At 54.5% G+C, this 19136-nt stretch carries 17 protein-coding genes and 1 pseudogene; 15 read left to right on the top strand and 3 right to left on the bottom strand.

What is annotated here, in order from left to right:
• Positions 1-14: 14 nt before the first annotated feature.
• Positions 15-1277 (bottom strand): sulfatase family protein, encoded by a 1263-nt coding sequence (locus SCARR_RS19630; RefSeq protein ID WP_136063348.1) that lies wholly within the window; start codon positions 1275-1277, stop codon positions 15-17.
• Positions 1278-1530: 253 nt separating this feature from the next.
• On the opposite strand from SCARR_RS19630, the gene SCARR_RS19625 reads away from it, so the two are divergent.
• The 5 genes from SCARR_RS19625 to SCARR_RS19610 all read left to right on the top strand — a co-directional run bounded on the left by SCARR_RS19625 (position 1531) and on the right by SCARR_RS19610 (position 4522).
• Positions 1531-2511, top strand: a complete 981-nt coding sequence (locus tag SCARR_RS19625; protein ID WP_136063347.1) for an HAD family hydrolase — start codon at positions 1531-1533, stop codon at positions 2509-2511.
• 29 nt (positions 2512-2540) lie between these two features.
• The gene (locus SCARR_RS19620) at positions 2541-2828 is read left to right on the top strand and encodes a YidH family protein (protein ID WP_136063346.1); all 288 of its coding nucleotides are present in this window, start codon (positions 2541-2543) and stop codon (positions 2826-2828) included.
• 197 nt (positions 2829-3025) lie between these two features.
• Positions 3026-3178: a hypothetical protein gene (locus SCARR_RS28320; RefSeq protein WP_168433451.1), complete on the top strand. Its 153-nt coding sequence runs from the start codon at positions 3026-3028 to the stop codon at positions 3176-3178.
• Positions 3179-3198: 20 nt separating this feature from the next.
• Positions 3199-3492: a helix-turn-helix domain-containing protein gene (locus tag SCARR_RS29375; protein WP_342803697.1), complete on the top strand. Its 294-nt coding sequence runs from the start codon at positions 3199-3201 to the stop codon at positions 3490-3492.
• 124 nt (positions 3493-3616) lie between these two features.
• Positions 3617-4522 carry a DUF6538 domain-containing protein gene (locus tag SCARR_RS19610; protein WP_136063344.1) on the top strand — a complete coding sequence of 302 codons (906 nt, stop codon included), beginning with the start codon at positions 3617-3619 and terminating at the stop codon, positions 4520-4522.
• Here SCARR_RS19610 and SCARR_RS29590 read toward each other — a convergent pair.
• A complete protein-coding gene (locus SCARR_RS29590) occupies positions 4475-4729 on the bottom strand; it encodes an N-formylglutamate amidohydrolase (RefSeq protein ID WP_168433450.1) in 255 nt (84 codons plus the stop codon). The genes SCARR_RS19610 and SCARR_RS29590 overlap by 48 nt on opposite strands.
• Positions 4730-4983: 254 nt before the next feature.
• Complete coding sequence (locus SCARR_RS19600; RefSeq protein ID WP_136063343.1) at positions 4984-5817, bottom strand: helix-turn-helix transcriptional regulator; 834 nt, start codon at positions 5815-5817, stop codon at positions 4984-4986.
• 130 nt (positions 5818-5947) lie between these two features.
• On the opposite strand from SCARR_RS19600, the gene SCARR_RS19595 reads away from it, so the two are divergent.
• From SCARR_RS19595 to SCARR_RS19550, 10 genes and pseudogenes are all read left to right on the top strand, one after another.
• Positions 5948-7363: an ROK family protein gene (locus SCARR_RS19595; RefSeq protein WP_136063342.1), complete on the top strand. Its 1416-nt coding sequence runs from the start codon at positions 5948-5950 to the stop codon at positions 7361-7363.
• A 26-nt stretch (positions 7364-7389) separates the two neighbouring features.
• Positions 7390-8187, top strand: a complete 798-nt coding sequence (locus tag SCARR_RS19590; RefSeq protein ID WP_136063341.1) for a PIG-L deacetylase family protein — start codon at positions 7390-7392, stop codon at positions 8185-8187.
• Positions 8187-8975 (top strand): glucosamine-6-phosphate deaminase, encoded by a 789-nt coding sequence (gene nagB / locus SCARR_RS19585; RefSeq protein WP_136063340.1) that lies wholly within the window; start codon positions 8187-8189, stop codon positions 8973-8975. The genes SCARR_RS19590 and nagB overlap by 1 nt, the downstream gene beginning before the upstream one ends.
• A gap of 33 nt (positions 8976-9008) precedes the next feature.
• Positions 9009-9929 carry a nucleotidyltransferase family protein gene (locus tag SCARR_RS19580; RefSeq protein ID WP_136063339.1) on the top strand — a complete coding sequence of 307 codons (921 nt, stop codon included), beginning with the start codon at positions 9009-9011 and terminating at the stop codon, positions 9927-9929.
• A 141-nt stretch (positions 9930-10070) separates the two neighbouring features.
• Positions 10071-11498: pseudogene (locus SCARR_RS29370) on the top strand (sodium:solute symporter family protein); the annotation flags it as partial.
• Positions 11499-12630: 1132 nt separating this feature from the next.
• The gene (locus SCARR_RS19570; RefSeq protein ID WP_136063338.1) at positions 12631-14235 is read left to right on the top strand and encodes a beta-N-acetylhexosaminidase; all 1605 of its coding nucleotides are present in this window, start codon (positions 12631-12633) and stop codon (positions 14233-14235) included.
• Positions 14232-15551: a Gfo/Idh/MocA family protein gene (locus tag SCARR_RS19565; RefSeq protein ID WP_222846369.1), complete on the top strand. Its 1320-nt coding sequence runs from the start codon at positions 14232-14234 to the stop codon at positions 15549-15551. The genes SCARR_RS19570 and SCARR_RS19565 overlap by 4 nt, the downstream gene beginning before the upstream one ends.
• Positions 15552-15554: 3 nt before the next feature.
• Positions 15555-17006 carry an arylsulfatase gene (locus tag SCARR_RS19560; RefSeq protein ID WP_136063337.1) on the top strand — a complete coding sequence of 484 codons (1452 nt, stop codon included), beginning with the start codon at positions 15555-15557 and terminating at the stop codon, positions 17004-17006.
• A 17-nt stretch (positions 17007-17023) separates the two neighbouring features.
• The gene (locus SCARR_RS19555) at positions 17024-18112 is read left to right on the top strand and encodes a phosphotransferase enzyme family protein (RefSeq protein ID WP_136063336.1); all 1089 of its coding nucleotides are present in this window, start codon (positions 17024-17026) and stop codon (positions 18110-18112) included.
• Positions 18113-18221: 109 nt separating this feature from the next.
• Positions 18222-19136, top strand: a complete 915-nt coding sequence (locus tag SCARR_RS19550) for an SDR family oxidoreductase (protein WP_136063335.1) — start codon at positions 18222-18224, stop codon at positions 19134-19136.

Below are 19136 nucleotides of genomic sequence, written 5' to 3'. Positions count from 1 at the left end.
AGTAGTCATGGCGTTTAAACGTATAAACTTTTCCGTTCCTTTGGATGGGGTACATCGCCGTAGAGCAATGGGTCGTCGGTTTCCTTCATCCATGCGGCCAGCCTTTGCTGCATTTCCAGAAGAATGGGGGCAACCTTTTTGTCGGCGGCCAGATTCCTTTTTTCCATGGGATCGAGCATCAGGTCATAGAGTTGGTGTTCTTCGCGATCAAGATCTTCCCAGCCTGCAGCAAGCCACTCGGTTTTTGTTTCGCCGTCATCGCAGTCCGCAGGGCGTTGGGAAAAAAACCGACGGATATATTTCCAGCGCCTGGTGCGCACGCCGCGCATCGGGACATAGGAGACATGATAGTTGGTTTCGATAAAGATCTCATCGCGGTGTTCGTCGGTTTCGCCGAGCAGCAGCGGAGCGAAGGATTCGCCCTGCAGCCAATCCGGAGGATTGATGCCAAGCAGATCGCAGAGTGTTGGGTAGATGTCGACCTGGCTGACGAGCGCATCCGTCACGCGTCCGCCCGGAAAGCCATCCGGCCAGCGCATCATCAGCATCACGCCGGTGCCATGGTCGGTCAGGTTGCATTTCATATCGGGGAACGGGATGCCATGGTCGGTGGTAAGGATGACGATGGTGTTATCGCGAAGGCCGTTGCGGTCGAGCGCATCCATCACGTTTTTGACGCGCTGGTCGAAAATGCGGGAACTGGCCTTGTAGCGGGCGAAGTCTTTTCGGCATTCCGGGGTGTCAGGGAAAAGGGCCGGCGGCATGGTGTAATCCGGTTCGTCCTCCTTTCCAAGCACTGGAAATTCACGATGCGTTTCGAAAAAGCCTATTTCCAGAAAGAACGGTTCCTCCGGCCGGGTGTTAAGAAATTCGACCGCTCCGGTATCGGCCTTCAGGGTCGGTGCAAGATGTTTTTCATGGTGCAGCTGATCCAGCCAATCGGAGTTTTCCTCTTCATGTACGAGATGCTGGAAACCCGAAAGGAAACAACGGTATCTCTGTTTTCCCAATGTATTGGTCAGCAGCTTTGTGTGGTCAAAGAGGTGGCCGCCCAGATGGGCGAGGCCGGTCATGCCGTTTGTATGGGCATACTGTCCGGTCAACAGGCCGGCGCGGCTCGGTGAGCAGGTGGGGTTCACGCAGTGCGCCTGCCTGAACATGACGCTCTCTTTTGCGAACCGCTGGATGTTCGGTGTGGGGACGGGGTGCCCATAGGGGGCGATGTAGCGCCCGGTATCGTGAGAGTTTATGTAAATTATGTTTGGTCGTTTTTTCATGAATTCTGTTTCCCATTTAACGTATCCAAACAATATGCACCTGTGCTTCTAAGAGATCATTCTTTGGTTTGTTTACCCGCTTAAACATCGGCATGATTCTGCATATTCCTGTTGTCCTGTAATGTCTATGGCAAGAATTAAGTTTTCGAATTTCCGGTTTGAGTTGCCATCCCGTCCGGTGGGCCGGAAGGTTTTTATAACGATGGAGTGTGGGAGTGGTTCCTGCATGATCCGGTTTTTCGGAGGTATACAGATGAATTTTCCAAATGTTGGAGTCGATGAGGCCGAGTTGGGGCTTGAACGACTGGAGAGCACAAGTGATACGCGGTTTAGACGGGGACAAAACGGTGTTCGGGCGATTGGCGGAACCGGTGACGGTAAGGTTGAGTTTATCGGGTTTGAAGACCACACATTGGCCTTGGTCAATTCTGCCATGGGGTATCCGGCATACTATCCGGTTGATGTGTTGGAGAGCGGAAAGGTGGAGGCCGTACTGATGGATCTCGATGGTACGACGGTGCACAGCGAAGAGTTCTGGATCTGGATCATTCAGCTGGCCACGGCCTCGTTGCTGGAAAATCCTGACTTTGAGCTGGAAGACTCGGATATCCCCTATGTTTCGGGGCATAGTGTCTCGGAGCATCTGCAGCATTGCATTCAGAAATATGCACCGCATAAAACGGTGGAAGAAGCGCGTACCTTTTATTTTGAACATACGCACCGCGAAATGAAGCTGATTCTGGAAGGGAAGGGCAAACCGGGTGCTTTCCGGCCTTCGCCCGGCATCAAGGAGTTTTTATATGGACTGAAGGAGCTGGGTGTGAAAATCGGTTTGGTCACCTCCGGTCTGTATGAAAAGGCGTATCCGGAAATCCTGGATGCCTTTAAAACGCTCGATATGGGCGATCCCGCAGAATTTTACGACGCCATCATCACCGCCGGTTTTGCCATGCGTAAGGGGGAGGCAGGAACTCTGGGCGAGCTTTCGCCGAAACCGCATCCGTGGCTTTATGCGGAAACAGCTCGCGTTGGGCTGGGACTGGATTATGCGCAACGCGGCGGTGTTGTGGGCATCGAAGACAGCGGGGCGGGTATTTGCTCGATTCGGCTGGCGGGGTTTACTCCGTTGGGTATTGGCGGCGGAAATATTGATGAAAGCGGAACCCGGGGCCTGTGCCATGGATTTTTTAATCATTTTGAGCCAATGCTTGAATCGATTCGCCCACGCACCTGATTGAATTTTAAATATGAAAGAGACAGAATATGCCATACTCAAAAATTAACCCGAACGACATGATCCTGCGCGATCATCTTGCCTACGACCGAACCGTATTGGCGAACGAACGTACACTTCTCTCTTATCTGCGTACGGCGATCGCGTTTTTTGCTGCAGGCGGAACGTTGGTGAAACTGTTTCCGGATGAACAAGGCATGGTTAACCTTGGGTTTGTTCTTCTCGCATTGGGCGGTTGTGCCGCGATCGTGGGCGTATGGCGCACAATCCGTGTGACCAGGCATCTGTCAAAGGCGTATGAAGAACTCGATGATTGAATGCACTAAAACTTCGATGATTTTGGCATTAATCCGAGGTTGAATAGAAATAAAGCATTGGACGGTTCCGAAGATGCCTGCCGAAAGAAACCGTTATGTGCGGGTAACCGGAGGATATGGCGGAGGCTTTGCTCAACGGCAAGGCCAGTCTCACTGGTTGCTTTTTAAAGGTATGAGTCCATGAAAGGAGAAAAACCATGAACAAGAAAGGATACGAAGTTCTTTTCCACGAAGACCGTTCCGTCTACGGCGTGGAGCTGGACATTAGTGTTCCCGGCAATCCCGATCCCGTGCTGGTTGTGCAGGATGTGTTCGGGGAAGCCGAGGAGAGCATGCAGATGCTGGTCTAGGGGATGGATTCATACTGGAGGTGCCAGAGCCCGACAAGCCGAAGAACTTCCGTATTGGCCTAGTGGCTGGTGGATTGGCTGGGCCTGAAACAGTTGAGTCGCCATTTGCGGAGTCCAAGCCTAAGCCCAAGCCTGCGAGTCACCCTGTTGATGAATACGTAACGGTGAAAGAGGCAATGGAAATATTGAAGTGCTCCGATAAGACGATTCGGACTTACTACGGTGACGGTCGCTTGGAGCACAAGAAGATTGGCCAGCGGAAAGTGCTGATTCTGAAGTCGTCGGTGGATGCATTGTTGGAGGGGAGAGGCTAGATCCGAGGTCCTCCATGAACTTCAGACGGTCCGCTACGTCTGGGAATAACACCCGGCTGATTCCGGTCTTGCCTACCCCTGCGATATCCGGCTGCCTTGATTGAGACTCAAGGAGGTGGCGAAGATGGAAGCAAAGCTACGCAATGTTCAGCAACGGGGTAGTGCTCTATTTTTTCGAATATCGATTCCGGAAGACCTGCGGTGGCATTACGGAGGGAAAACAGAAATCTCCAGAGCCTTAAGAGCACACGATATCTCGGAGGCCCTATCTTGGGCGAGGATACTGGCCATTGTGTTTAAAAGGCAGTTCAGTGACTTAAGAGCAGGTAGGAATGTCCAGGGAATCAAAGAGGGGGATACCATTCTTGAATCCCTTCAGCTTGGTAATTCGCCAAGACTTATTGGTGAGGCCCCGGATTCCACAGTGTTTAACAGGAGTACTTCATTCTCTCTGTCCATGGTTTATGCCGAGGTGCGATCTTTTGGGAGGCAGTCACAAAGAAGTGAGCTTGAGAGGGGGAATTCCGTTAAACTGCTGATTGAATGGTTGGGTGATATAGCTATTGAAACGGTCACTCGTTCAATGCTTATGGAATTTCGTGATCAGGTATTGTGCAGGATGCCGCTTCGCATGCGACAGCAAAGTGAACTTAAGGATAAACCACTAAGGGAAATCGTTCAAATAGATCATGAGCGGGTCATATCGAACACAACGATTAATAACCGACTAGCAAAATTAAAGACGATTTTTACTCATGCTGTGAGGTATGGATATATTCGTATTAGTCCTCTTGTGGATTTGAGCATGCCTATAGAGGATGATTTTGTAGAAGGCCGTTGTGTTTATTCGCATGATCAATTGCAGAGAATGATTGATGGGCTGGTTATGTATGCGACTAAGGGAAAAGCTACGAGGCACATGCGGTTCTGGGTGCCATTGATCGCTTTGCATTCTGGAGCCCGGCTCAATGAGATATGCCAGTTAGGTTTCCACAGAGGTCAGTGTGCGGCGCAGCTGTTGGCCACCTGAAGTTTTCATATAAAACCGACCCATCCCGACGCGGCTCATCGGTTCCTGTTCATCATCGGAAAACCGTTCCACATCTACGAGGAGTCTGGAGTAGGGAAAGCTCACGGTTTCACTGTTTGGAAAATTAAACAATTCATCTGTATACGCATCGGCGAGCTTTTGCTGCTCCCGTTGCAGTTCGCCATCGGTTAATACGAACTGAACCACCAGAATTCGCCTGTATCATCGACGACGCCCCCGGTGATGGTGAGTCCGACCAGTTGGTGAATGAGCCGGTCGAGGCATGCTTTTACATAGTCTGTCTATTTTATGATTTTACCTCCGTTTGGTTAATAAAGAAGGGGAGCCGTCAAGCGAATCTACATCTACCCCGAGCTTTAAGTCGCTCTGGATTCGGCGAAACTGCAAGGGGCATCGCATATGCGCTGCCACTGCCGACCAACAGTTCCCCCAAGACCTACTTAGCGCTGTTTTCGGTAGGAGCGCGGTGTTTGTCCTGTCTCTTTTTTGAAAATGCGGCTGAAGGCCTGGGGCGAGCCGAAACCGGCCTCCTCGGCCACGTCCGCGATGGAGAGTTTGGTGTTTCGCAGCAGGGCCATCGCGCGGTTGAGGCGGTAGTTCTGGATGTAGCCGCCGAGCGGGATGCCGGCAGCCGCCTTGAACAGCACGCGAAGGCGTGATTCGGAAAATGACAGCGCTTCGGCGAGGTCGGCTACGCCCACCGTGCGCCCGCGCCAGCCGGCCATCAGCCGGTTGACCGCCCGCAGCAGGTTGTCCTCCGGTTCGGGCGGTAGGTCGTTCCCAGCGTGCAGTCGATCCCGCTTCAGGGCGATCAGCAGCTGCAGCAGTACGGCCTGGAGCTGTTCCGGATGGAGCGCGTGCCATTGCTCCAGCAGTTGCTCCAGTACTTGCTGTGTGCTTTCGTCCGCATCCACCACGCGACTGCGCATCGATTCAAGAAAAGTGCGCGGTTCCAGCTCGAAGGTGCAGAATAGCCATTTGAGTTTCATGGCGGCCAGCAGGCTGAAGTGGTGGAACTGGTAGGGCAGGATGAGCAATGCCTGGCCGGGATTGAACGGCAGCGCCAGGTTGTCGACATGTATATGCCCCTCGGTGCCAAGATTGAAGCAAAGCACGAATCGGTGGTGCGAGCGGTTTTGCAGCGCCTGTTGCTGCAGTTTTTTTTTCTCTGTTCGCAGGAAAAGCAGGATGTCGGTGGGGATGGGCAGTTGGTTTTTTCCAATGCCTGTAAAATAATCTTCCGGTTCCTTGATCTGCAGCAGGGCCTCGTTCATAGGGGTAGAGTGCCTAAACCCCTCGAAAAGTCAATATAGTTAAAAAATAGTCAAATTTGTAAAATAATGAATCTTTATGGTTGGAATTCAATATTCCACTCTCTTCGCATCATTAAAGAGGAAAGCAGCCATGAATATTGATGTAGTGATTAAACCGGAACTCGATGCGGACTTTGTGCCTGCCGCCCTATGGAACCGCGCCTACCTTGCGCAGGGTGCATCCGTGCCCGTTTCCATCGCATTGGTGCGCCCCGATGGAACCTGCTCGGTCTTTGAAGCCAAGGTGCTTCCGCTGACGGCCGAAAACGAAGCGCAGACCTTGCGCTATCTGGAGCGCATCCTTAAGTTTCTGCTCTGGCAGCGCGGCGGGTGCACGGTACTGGTTGCCGGGTGCGACCCCATTGCCGAAAAACTGGCCGCCATCTATTCCCCGGAAGGCGAGCGCCGCTTCGATCACGAATTCTTTGGTAAAAAAACCTATCTCCAGCCGTTGGAAATCAAGGCCTGTTGGTTTAATGCCATTCCGGAGCCCAACGAGCAGGCCATGCCGCTGGGCCGCCATCTCGACGGATGCCGCATCGGCTTTGACTTGGGCGGCAGCGACCGCAAGTGCGCCGCAGTCATCGATGGCAAGGTGGTCTTTTCCGAAGAGGTCGAATGGAATCCCTATTTCGAGAGCGATCCGAACTACCATGTCGAGGGGATCAACGACACGCTCCAGCGCGCCGCCTCCCATCTGCCGCGGGTCGATGCCATCGGCGGCAGCTCCGCCGGCGTCTACGTCAATTCTGAAGTCCGCGTGGCCTCGCTCTTCCGCGGTGTTTCGCCGGAGGATTTCGAATCAAAAGTGCGCCGCATCTTTTTCGACCTGAAGGAACGCTGGGGCAATGTTCCGTTCGATGTCGTGAACGACGGCGAAGTTACGGCATTGGCCGGCTCGATGTCCATGAACGAAAACGCCGTGCTCGGCCTCGCCATGGGCACCAGCGAGGCCGTCGGCTATGTCACGCCCTGCGGCAGCATTACCCCGATGCTCAACGAGCTGGCCTTTGCGCCGGTCGACTACCGCGAGAACGCCCCCGCCGACGAATGGTCGGGCGACCTCGGATGCGGCGTCCAGTACTTTTCGCAGCAGGCCGTTGCGCGCCTCGCCCCTGCCGCCGGGATCGACTTCCCCGCCGACATGCCGTTCCCCGAACAGCTCGTCGAAGTCCAGAAGCTTATAGCTGAAGGCGACGAACGTGCAGCGAAGATCTATTCCACCATCGGAACCTATCTCGGTTATACCATCGCCCACTATGCAGATTTCTACGACATCCGGAAAATGCTGCTGCTCGGTCGCGTGACCAGCGGGGAGGGGGGCTCCATCATTATTGAAAAAGCACGAGAGGTGCTCGACGCGCTTTTCCCCGAGTTGGCGGAACAGATTGAAATCGTCACGCCGAACGAGCAGGACAAGCGCCACGGCCAAGCGGTTGCCGCCGCGAGCCTTCCCATGCTTGGAAAGTATGACGCGATTGCGCCGGAACAGTTTGCCACAGACTAAATCTCAACAGGAAGGAAAGGAACAGCATGAATCCGTATCTGGAGTTTGTAAAAAATATTGAAGCGGGCGTTTCGGCGGCCAAGGGCGGGGTGGTTTCGGGTAGAATGGAGCCGGTTGTATCTGCTTCCAAAGTGCTCGTTTTCTCGCCGCATCCGGACGACGAGTGCATTACCGGCCTGCTTCCGCTGCGCCTGATGCGTGAAGCCGGCAAGCAGATCATTAATGTGCCCGTTACGTTTGGCAGCAATTTGGAGAGGCAGGCCGGCCGGGCCAAGGAGCTGGAAGATGCCTGTGCTTATTTGGGCTGGCATATTCACCGTGCTTCGGATGGCTTTCAAAACCTGACGGCGGACGATGTCGTGAAAATCCTGACCGGGTTGAAACCGGATATTATCTTCATCCCGCACTCCAACGATTGGAACTCGCGCCATATCTCCACCCATCACTTGGTGGTGGAAGCGCTTGAAAAGCTGCCGGCCGATTTTTCCTGCACGGTGGTTGAGTCCGAATACTGGGGCGCAATGGACGATCCGAACCTGATGGTCGAAGCCGATGCGGAGCTGGTCGCCGATCTCGTAGCGGCGATTTCGCTTCATGCGGAGGAAGTGGCGCGCAACCCATACCACGTGTTGCTGCCGGCCTGGATGCAGGACAACGTGCGCCGCGGCGGCGAGCTGGTCGGCGGGCAGGGCGGTGCCGTGCCCGACTTCTCGTTCGCAACACTTTATCGCCTGCGGGTGTGGAAGGGCGGCGGATTTGTTGATTGTTTAGAAAACGGAACGGTGGTGCCGCTGGGCGCTGAAAACCTTAAGGAGATATTCTGATGGAAATTATTATCAAGGAAAACGGATCGGTTGCAAGCGAAGCGGCGGCGCGGGTGGTTGCCCGCTTGGTGCGCGAAAAACCAAATGCGGTGATTGGGCTGGCAACGGGCAGCACGCCGTTGGTGCTCTACAAGGAAATGATCCGGCTGCACAAGGAGGAGGGGCTGGACTTCAGCCAGGTGTCCACCTTCAACCTCGATGAATACATTGGGCTGGAAAAAGACCATGAGCAGTCCTACCACAAATTTATGTGGGACAACCTGTTCAGCCACATCAATATCAAACCCGAAAACGTCCATATCCCCGATGGCATGGCGGTCGATGTCCCGGCCTTCTGCGCGGAATACGAGCGCAAGATCGTCGAAGCAGGTGGAATTGATTTGCAGGTGCTGGGCATTGGCTCCGACGGGCACGTCGGCTTCAACGAGCCGACCTCGTCGTTCGCCTCGCGCACGCGCATCAAAACGTTGACGCAGCAGACCGTTGCGGACAACGCGCGTTTCTTCGCCGGCGACGAATCCAAGGTTCCGCACCACTGCATTACCATGGGCATCGGCACCATCATGGATGCACGAATGAACATTATGCTGGCCTTTGGCGAAGGCAAGGCCGAGGCCATTGCCGCGACCGTTGAAGGTCCGGTTTCATCGATGATGCCGGCTTCGATTCTTCAGCATCATCCATCGGCCAAGGTTTTCATCGACGAAGGTGCCGCTTCTACGCTAAAACTTTCCGATTATTATCGGTGGGTCTATAACGGCAAGCCGGAGTGGCAGCGGGACGCCTGAGAACCATTATCCTATCAACCAGGGAATTTTGATATGAAACCTACTTTAGTCATCATGGCCGCGGGAATCGGCAGTCGTTACGGCGGGCTTAAGCAGATCGATCCGGTCGGGCCATCCGGCGAAATCGTGTTGGACTATTCCGTATACGATGCCATCCGCGCCGGCTTCGGCAAGGTGGTGTTCATCATCCGCCCCGATATCGAAGCCGACTTCAAGAACGTTATCGGAGACAAGCTGGACGGCAGGATTGACGTCGAATATGTTTTCCAGACCCTGGACAATATTCCGGATGGCTTTTCCGTTCCCGCAGGCCGCACCAAGCCTTGGGGAACGGGGCAGGCGGTGCTCTCCGCCCGCCCGGCCGTCAACGAGCCCTTTGCGGTCATCAATGCCGACGACTTCTACGGCCGCGAATCCTTCGAGGTGCTGGCTCAACAGCTTTCAACCATGGATGCCGGCAGCACGGATTGCTGCATGGTCGGGTTCTACATCAAGAACACGTTGTCGCCCCACGGCGGCGTGGCGCGCGGCTATTGCGATGTGCGCGACGGCAAGCTGGCCTCGGTCGTTGAACGCTTCAACATCGAGCGCAAGGACGACGGCGAGATCCGCTACGAAACAGATGCGGGGCTCAAAGCAATGGCCGAAGACGACATGGTCTCCATGAACACCTGGGGATTTTCGCCCCGGCTGTTTGGTTTCCTTGACGAAGGTTTCGTTGAATTCCTTGGCCGCCAAGGCGGCGAACTCAAAAGCGAATACCTTTTGCCGGTGCTGATTGATGGGATGATCAGCAACGGCGAAACCACCGTGGATGTGCTGCCGACGAACGAGAAGTGGATGGGCGTGACGTATTCAGAAGATAAGCCGCAGGTGATGGCTGGGATTCGCGCCCTCGTGGATGCCGGGGCATACCCTGAAAATCTGTGGGGCTGCGACGGCAAGCCAGAGTGATAGCAGGATGCGCAGCCGGAGGAGTCGCAGAAGCGATGCCGCCAAGGTGGGTGTGAAAGTTTAGGGAAATGAAGGAATAGGAAATCGAGTATGAAAAAGTTAATCCTGTGTGTCCTAGGGTGTTTTTCCGCCGTTTCGGCCATGGCTGATGCAGCGTCAACGGGTTCTTTGGGAAACTCGTTGTTGAGTACGATTGACTGGGCGATTATCGGTGTCTTTTTCGCTATCGTTCTGGGGATCGGCTGGGTTGCCTCGAAAACAGCGGGAAAAAGCTCGGAAGAATTCTTTTTAGGGGGCCGCGGCATGCCGTGGTGGCTGCTCGGCATCTCAATGGTGGCCTGTACTTTTAGCTGCGACACTCCAAACCTCGTGACCCAGTTTGTGCGTGACGACGGTGTTGTTAAAAATTGGGCATGGTGGGCATTCCTGATCACTGGAATGGTCACGGTATTTATATATGCCCAACTTTGGCGTCGTTCCAAGGTAATGACCGATCTCGAGTTCTACGAACTGCGTTATAGTGGGAAGGGAGCAAGCTTCTTGCGCGGTTTCCGCGCGATCTATCTTGGCGTCTTCTTCAACTGTCTGATCATGGGTTCCGTTTCTTTGGCCGCAATTAAAATTGGCGGGGTTATGCTTGGAACAACTCCATTAGTAACCATTGTTGGCGCCTCTGTTTTTGTGGTCATTTATGCCTCATTGGGAGGTATTAAAGGGGTGATCTGGTCTGACTTCTTCCAATACGGCATCGCGATGGCTGGTGCTGTTTATGCCGCTTATGTTGCCGTAAATTATGCTGATGCTGATGTTGCTGTGGGTGGACTCTCCGGGCTTCTTAATCATGAGGCCGTGATTCCCAAGCTTAATATCATGCCTGACTTTGACAACTGGATGTCGTTTATTCCCTTGCTCATCATCCCTGTCGCAGTTCAGTGGTGGGCGGTTTGGTATCCCGGTGCCGAGCCGGGCGGCGGCGGCTATATTGCGCAAAAAATGCTCTCGGCTAAAAACGAGAAAAATGCCATTGGCGCCACGATGTTGTTTAATTTCATGCACTATGCCGTGCGTCCGTGGCCGTGGATTATTGTTGCTCTCGCATCCCTCGTCATCTTCCCGCAACTCTCTGATATCAAAGCCCAGTTCCCCGAGATCGATCCCAAGTATCTGAAGAGCGATATCGCCTATCCGGCCATGCTGGCAAAAATACTCAGCCCGGGCTGGCTTGGAATTGTGGTGGCATCGCTGATTGCCGCTTACATGTCGACCATCGGCACACACCTTAACTGGGGTTCGTCCTATGTGGTCAACGATTTCTACAAGCGCTTCGTCAAGAAAGATGCCTCCGAGAAGGATATGGTTCGCATGGGCCGTGTCTGTACGGTGGGACTCATGGTGTTTGCTGGATTCCTCTCCCTCACCGTTCTTGATTCCGCGCAGAAGGGATTTGAACTTCTGTTCCTTTCCGGTGCGGGTACCGGTGCCATTTACCTGCTTCGTTGGTTCTGGTGGAGAATCAATGCCATGACCGAGATTGTTGCTATGATTGTAGCCACGGTCCTTGCTTGCTGGCTTGTCTTCGGACCTGGAGACGATGGCGTTCTGAACTGGTATGTCGATAGCAGCCCTGTGGCAAGCAAAGTGCAGGAAGTGAAAGATCCTGCCCTGTTGTCATTTATTGAGACGGCCAAGGAAGAGGGCAACACGATCGTCACTCAACTTAACGTCGAGGCAGATGCAGCCGCCGTGGCGTGGAAAAAAACGGCCAAGAACGATGTCGAAGAGCGCGCCGCCGCGCACAGCGCCTATGCTGTTTCCTATAAGCGCAAAGCCGATGTCGACAGCGCACTCTCTGTGGGCGCACTGACCCAGGCGTACATTGGTTTGAAAGCGCCCGCTGCGATTATCGAAGTGGCTGCGGCCCCGAAAGATGAAAGCGCACCGGAACCAACCGCTCAGGATCTGGAAGTGGCAGCCAAGACGGATGCGATTATTGCAGGGATCGTCAAGAAAGCATCACAAAACACGGCCGTAATGGCTGCGACAGCCCCCGCATGGGCTGGAACCTTGGAGGTCTTTAAAATGGATTTCCGCAAGGAACTTCTCAAGACCATCAACAAACCGCTTGAAGCCAAAGGTAAAGAGCTCAAGGAACTGTCTGCGGCCTCCATCGGTTTCGGGGGTATCATCAAGGGCGACGCCGTATATATCTACCACCCCGAAGTGGCCGGACAGACGTTCTCGGTGAAGTTGATGCTTATGGTCATCGTGGTTACCTTGTCTTGGATCCTTGGCACCTTGTTGAGCAAGCCCGTGTCTAAAGAGGTGCTCTACAAGTTCTATCGTCAATGCCATCCCGGCGGACCTGGCTGGGCGAAGGTGTTGCGCAATGCCAAGGATGAGGGTGTGGATCTCAAAGGCGCGGAGAATGTTGATTGGCAAATGCCGTTGAAACTCCTCTGTGTTTTCATTGGCTCCGTTGTTATTTACGGCGCACTTTTCAGTATCGGCAGCTTCGTTTATGGCAATGTCATGATGGGGATTATTCTTGGCGTTATTGCCATCATTGGAACCGGTATCTTGATGAAGGCGTTTGTCAAAATTAAGACGGATTAATGAAGGCTGCTGAGGACGCCGATGAGGTGACGAGGTCGTATGTTGCTTCGGTCGTTGAATCGAAAGGTGAAATATTGAAAGGAGCTATATGATGTTTGCTCGACAAACAACGATTTTATGTGTGCTGATCGCAGGATCGGCCACCTTTGCAACGCCCGCTCTCATTCCGCTGCCGCTGGAAATGAAGGAGACGGGCAAGACCTTTGAACTTAAATCCGCTGCGACGATTTCGTATGCCGACGCCGCGGCAAGGCCGACCGCCGAACTGCTGGCCGCCCAGTTGCGCCCTTCAACCGGGTTCCGGCTCCCGGTCAAGGCGGGTGCCGCCGGAGACATTGTTTTCCAAACACTGGAAGATTCAGGCAATGGGGCGGAAAGCTATGAATTGTGCGTCAAGCAGTACGTTCAGATTTCGGCATCATCTTCCGCCGGGTTGTTCTACGGCGCGCAAACCTTGCGCCAGCTCCTTCCGCCGGAAATCTATTCCACTGAAAAAGTTTCCAGGGATTGGAATGTTCCAACGGTTGCGATCAAGGATGTTCCAAGGTTTGGATGGCGTGGGTTGATGCTGGATGTCGGCCGCCATTTTATGCCGAAGGAAGATGTGCTGAAGTTTATCGACACCATGTCGACGCTCAAGTTCAACACCTTCCATTGGCATCTGACCGAAGATCAGGGCTGGCGCATCGAGATCAAGAAATATCCGAAGCTGACCGAGGTCGGTGCCTGGCGGAAGGAAACCGTTGCGGGGCATCTGCGCGCCAAACCGCGCAAATACGATGGAAAGCGCCACGGCGGGTTCTACACGCAGGACGACATCCGCGAAGTGGTTGCCTATGCCGCCGAACGGCACATTACTATTGTGCCGGAAATCGATATGCCCGGCCATATGCAGGCGGCGATCGCGGCTTATCCCGAATTGGGCTGCACCTCTAATCAGCTGCCCGTGAAAGTTGAGTGGGGCGTTAACCCGAATATTCTGAATCCTGAAGAGTCCACTGTTCAGTTCTGCAAGGATGTGCTGACGGAAGTGATGGAGCTGTTTCCCTCCGAGTTCATCCACGTCGGCGGCGACGAAGCCAGAAAGAATCAGTGGGAGGCCAGCGAACGCATCCAGCAGCTGCGCGAGGAGCGCGGCTTGAAGGATATGCACGAAATGCAGAGCTGGTTCATCAAACAGATCGACGATTTTCTGGTGGCCAACGGGCGCCGCCTGATCGGTTGGGACGAGATCGCCGAAGGAGGGTTGGCCGAAAATGCAGCGGTCATGTGGTGGCGTGGCAAGAAAGGCCTGCCGGCTGCGCTTCAGGCGGCGGCGGATGGCCATGACATTGTTGTGGCAGCAACGTCATATCTCTATTTCGACTATTACCAGAGCAAGGACAAGAAGAACGAGCCGCTGTCCATTGGCGGATTCCTGCCATTGGGAAAAGTCTACGGTTTTGAACCGATCCTCGAAGGTATGGATGAAACTACCGCTTCGCACATCCTCGGTGCGCAGGGGCAGGTCTGGACGGAATATATTCCGAACATGAAGCAAGCGGAATACATGGCCTTCCCGCGCGCCTGCGCGCTGGCCGAATTGGCTTGGCTTCCGAAAGAACAAAAAAACTATGAACACTTCCTTGAACGCATGAAGGTGCAGGAGCAGCGCTTCGATGAAGCTGGGGTCAACTACAGGGAGATTAAATGATGAATGCAACTCGTACTGATTTTCTGCGCGCCGCCGCATTTTCGGCCGCGGCTTTTCCAATGCTTGGAAACGCCAAGCCTGTTGGAAAAATCCGCGTTGGAATTGTTGGCCTCGGCATGCGAGGCAAGGGCGCGGTCAAGCGGCTTTCTAAAATCCAGGATGTGGAAATCGTGGCCTTGTGCGATCTGCGCGAAGAGATGGTTTCCCGCGCGGCAAAGATTCTGGCAGACGCCGGGCGCTCTGCGGCCCAAACCTTTTTCGGTACGGAGGAGGTCTGGAAGGATCTTGTTGCGCTCGATCTCGACCTGGTCTACATCGCCGCGCCGTGGCGGTGGCATACGCCGATGTGCGTGCATGCCATGAAAAACGGCAAGCATGCCGCTACGGAAGTGCCCTCCGCCACATCGGTTGACGAGTGCTGGGAACTGGTGGATACGGCGGAGAAAACCGGCAAACACTGCATGCAGCTCGAAAACTGCTGCTACGACTTTTTTGAACTGCAGACGCTCAACATGGTGCGGCAGGGCGTCTTTGGCGAGCTGACCCACGCAGAGGGGGCATACATCCACACGCTGTGCGGGCTGATTGCAAAAGAGGACGGCGGCTATCAGGGCCAATGGCGCTTCCATCAGAACAACACCAAGAATGGAAACCTCTATCCGACCCACGGGCTTGGCCCGATTGCGCAATGCCTGAATATTAACCGGGGCAATCGATTTGAACATCTCGTTTCGATGTCGAGCCAGCAGGCAGCATTTACGGCCTGGGCGGCGGAAAACAATAAACCTGAAATGGCTGCGCTCGAAAACTACCGCGGCGATATGAACACCACGCTCATTAAATGCGCCAAGGGTCAGACCGTGATGGTACAGCACGACGTTAGCACGCCGCGGCCCTACAGCCGCATCCACCTGCTGCAGGGTACCAAAGGCATGGTCCGCAAATATCCAGAACCGCGCATTGCGCTGGGCCACAAGTGGCAGAGCGACGAACAGATGAAGGAACTTGCTGCAAAATACGAGCATCCGCTCAGCCGTACCATGGGAGCCATTGCCAAAAAGGTCGGTGGCCACGGCGGCATGGATTTCATAATGGACTATCGGCTCATCTACTGCCTTAAGAACGGGCTGCCGCTCGATCAGGATGTGTACGATGCGGCCGCTTGGAGCAGTGTCATGCCGCTCAGCATCAAGTCTGTTGCCAAGGATAGCGATCGGATAAAGGTGCCTGATTTCACGCGTGGCAAATGGAAAACCAACGCCTCGCTTGGCATCGTGGATGTTGATCCGGCCAAACTTCCCGTGGTTGGAATGTAGAGTATGAAAAACCGGCGAAATTTTATCCTGTCGATATCTGCCTCCATTGCGGCGGGTTCCGCTTTGGCGGGAGCCCGGGCTCCGAAAAAACCAAACATCATTCTTGTGTTGGCCGATGACCTCGGCTGGAAGGAACTGGGATGCTATGGGCAACGGAAAATCCGTACGCCGTATATCGACCAAATGGCGGCTGAAGGGATGCGCTTTACGCAGTTCTACACCGGCGCACCGGTCTGCGGGCCGGCTCGATGCAACCTGCTGACCGGGAAGCATGGCGGCCATGCGTATATCCGCAACAATGGCGAGGTTAAGGAAAAGCAGTATGAGCTGAACGGAGTCACCATTTTTGGCGGGCAGACTCCGTTGCGGGAGCAGGATGTCACCATTGCCGAACAGCTCAAGGCGAAGGGCTACGCCACCGGTTGCTTCGGCAAGTGGGGGCTTGGCGCGGCAAGCACCACGGGAGATCCGCTTAAGAAGGGTTTTGATCGGTTCTATGGCTACAACTGTCAGTGCCATGCGCATAACCTCTATCCAAAATATCTAGACCGTGACGGGAAACCCGAATTCCTTGAAGGCAACACGCGTGGCGTAACGGGGAAACAGTATGCGCCCCAATTAATCGCTGACGAAATGCTGAGGTTCGTGAAGCAAAACCATGAGAGGCCGTTCTTCGTTTACTATCCGACCGTCATTCCGCACCTTGCGCTCCAGGCGCCGCAGAAAGAAATCGATGCCTATCAGGGAGAGTGGGAGGAGACCCCCTATACCGGGAAAGCTTATTTGCCCCACCCAACGCCGCGCTCCTGCTATGCTGCCATGGTCACCTTCATGGACAAGCAGATGGGTCGTCTCTTCGCGTTGCTTAAGGATCTGGATATCGACAAAGACACGGTTGTGATCTTCACATCCGATAATGGAGCAACCTACCTTAAGCAGGTGGATTATGAATTCTTCGACAGCGTGGGCGAACTGCGCGGCCTGAAGGGCTCGGTTTATGAAGGGGGCGTGCGCGAACCGTTTATTGCCCGTTGGCCGGGGCGGATCGCGCCCGGCACGGTTTCCGGCCATATTGGTGCGCATTACGACGTGCCCGCCACACTGGCGCAAATCGCCGGAGCCGAAGCGCCTGCGGATAGCGATGGCATCAGCATCCTGCCCGAGCTGCTCGGCGAGGGAGGTCGGCAAAAGAAGCACGAATTCATATTCTGGGATTTTGCCGGATACGGCGGGCAGATTGCCGTCCGCATGGGCGACTGGAAAGGTGTTAAACAAAAAGTGAAAACGAATCCGGATGCGCCGCTGGAGCTGTACCACCTTGGCTCCGATCCGGCGGAGCAGAACGATGTGGCTCAGCAGCATCCCGAGATTGCGGCAAAAATGGAGGCGATTATCCTCCAAGAGCGCGATAAGCCGGGAATCGAAAAATTCCGTTTCGGGACATACCGCAACTAGAATCCAAGGAGCAAGCAATGGAACAGTTTAACGAAATCGCCGGGGCATTCCTGTGCCCGGGTAATTATTTGGGCGATGAGCCGTATGGCTCTGGGCACATCAATGACACCTTCAAAGCCTACTATGATGTAGATGGTCGCGAGGTGCACTATATTCACCAGCGCGTGAACCACAAGATCTTCAAAGACGTTCCGGCGTTGATGGAAAACATTGGGAACGTGGTTCGCCACCAACGTAAGAAGTTTGAGGAAGCCGGGGCAAATGACTTGGACCGCCGCGTGCTGACCCTTATTCCGACGGTGGACGGCAAGGATTACTATGTGGATTCAGAGGGCTGTTTCTGGCGTACTTATGTTTTCATCGAAGATGCAGTTGGGATCGATGTAGTCGAAACCACCGGGCAGGCTTTCGAGGCAGCCAAGGCCTTCGGCGAGTTCCAAAGCCAGTTGGCCAACCTTCCTGTGCGGCTCCATGATACCATTCCTAACTTCCATCACACCCGCTCGCGCTATGACACGTTGATGCAGGCCATCGAAGAGGATACTCATGGGCGCGCCTGCAATGTGCAGGCGGAAATCGCTTTCGTTAAGGAACGCGAAGAGCTCGTTGATTTGGTTATTGATCTGCTTGCTTCCGGTGAGCTGCCCGAGCGAGTGACCCACAACGATACCAAACTGAACAACGTGCTGATTGACAGCGCGACGGGTAAAGGCAAGTGCGTGATCGACCTCGATACCGTCATGCCCGGATCGGTTTTATATGATTTTGGCGACATGGTGCGCACCACCACCAACCAGGCGGTTGAAGACGAACCCGATGCCTCCAAAATCTGGATGGACATCGACTATTTCGAGGCGCTTGTGAGCGGTTATCTCGAAACGGCCTCCGGTTTCCTGACTCCGAAGGAAAAGGAGCTGCTTCCCATGTCGGGGCGGCTCATCACGTTTGAGATTGGCTTGCGCTTCCTGACCGACTACCTTCAGGGAGACTCTTATTTTAAGACGCATCGCGAAGGGCAGAATATGGACCGCTGCCGAAAGCAGTTTGCCATGGTCAAGTCCATGGAAGAGCAAGCAGAGGCAATGCAAGCCATCGTTTCACGCTAAATAAATGGAACCACGGAATACACTGAATACACGGAACTGCCGGCAGCTGTTAATTTCAGTGTATTCGGTGTCTTCCGTGGTTAATAATCAATAGTTTGGAGAATCAGGCATGAGAGTTTTAGTAACCGGCGGGGCCGGATTTATCGGTAGCCATATTGTTGAGCATTTCCAGGGGAAGGCGGAGGTGCGGGTGCTCGACAACCTGCGCAGCGGCTACCGCGAAAACCTCCAGGGATTGGAGCACGAGTTCATCGAGGGCTCGATCACCGACCGCGAGGCGGTGAAGAAAGCCGTCGAGGGGGTGGACTACATCTTCCATATGGCGGCGATGATCAGCGTGCCGGAGTCGATGGACAAGCCGGTCGAGTGCGTTGAGATCAACACCACTGGAACACTGATTGTGCTGGAAGAAGCCGCCAAGGCCGGCGTAAAGAAAATGTGTTTTTCCAGCTCGGCCGCCAACTATGGCGACAACCCCGTGGTTCCAAAGATTGAAACCATGCTGCCGGAGCCGAAGAGCCCGTACGCCATCACCAAGCTCGATGGTGAATACTACTGCGACATGTTCACCCGCGAGGGCAAGCTGGCCACCGGCGTCATGCGCTACTTCAACGTGTTCGGCCCCCGCCAGGATCCGGGCAGCGCCTATGCCGCCGCCGTGCCGATCTTTATCGACAAAGCGGCCAAGGGCGAAACCATCACCATCTTTGGCGACGGTGAGCAGACGCGCGACTTTATCTATGTCAAGGACATCGTGGCCGCAAACGTCTTCCTGGCGATGAACGAAACCGCGCCGGGCTTCTTCAACGTCGCCTACGGCGGCCGCCTAACGGTCAACGACCTCGCGAAAAAGATCATCGAACTGACCGGGTCGTCGTCGAAGATTGAATATGCACCCGAGCGCGCGGGCGATGTTAAGCATTCCATGGCGTCGGTCGAAAAGATCACGTCGGCCGGGTTCGAGCCGACGTCCAGTTTTGACGAAGGCCTGAAGGCGACCATCGACTTTTTCTTGAACAGGTAA

The sequence above is a fragment of the Pontiella sulfatireligans genome, assembly GCF_900890705.1.
In the GTDB taxonomy this organism is placed as follows: domain Bacteria; phylum Verrucomicrobiota; class Kiritimatiellia; order Kiritimatiellales; family Pontiellaceae; genus Pontiella; species Pontiella sulfatireligans.
Note: the sequence above shows the minus strand (reverse complement) of the source record. Positions and strands in the feature narration are given on the sequence as shown.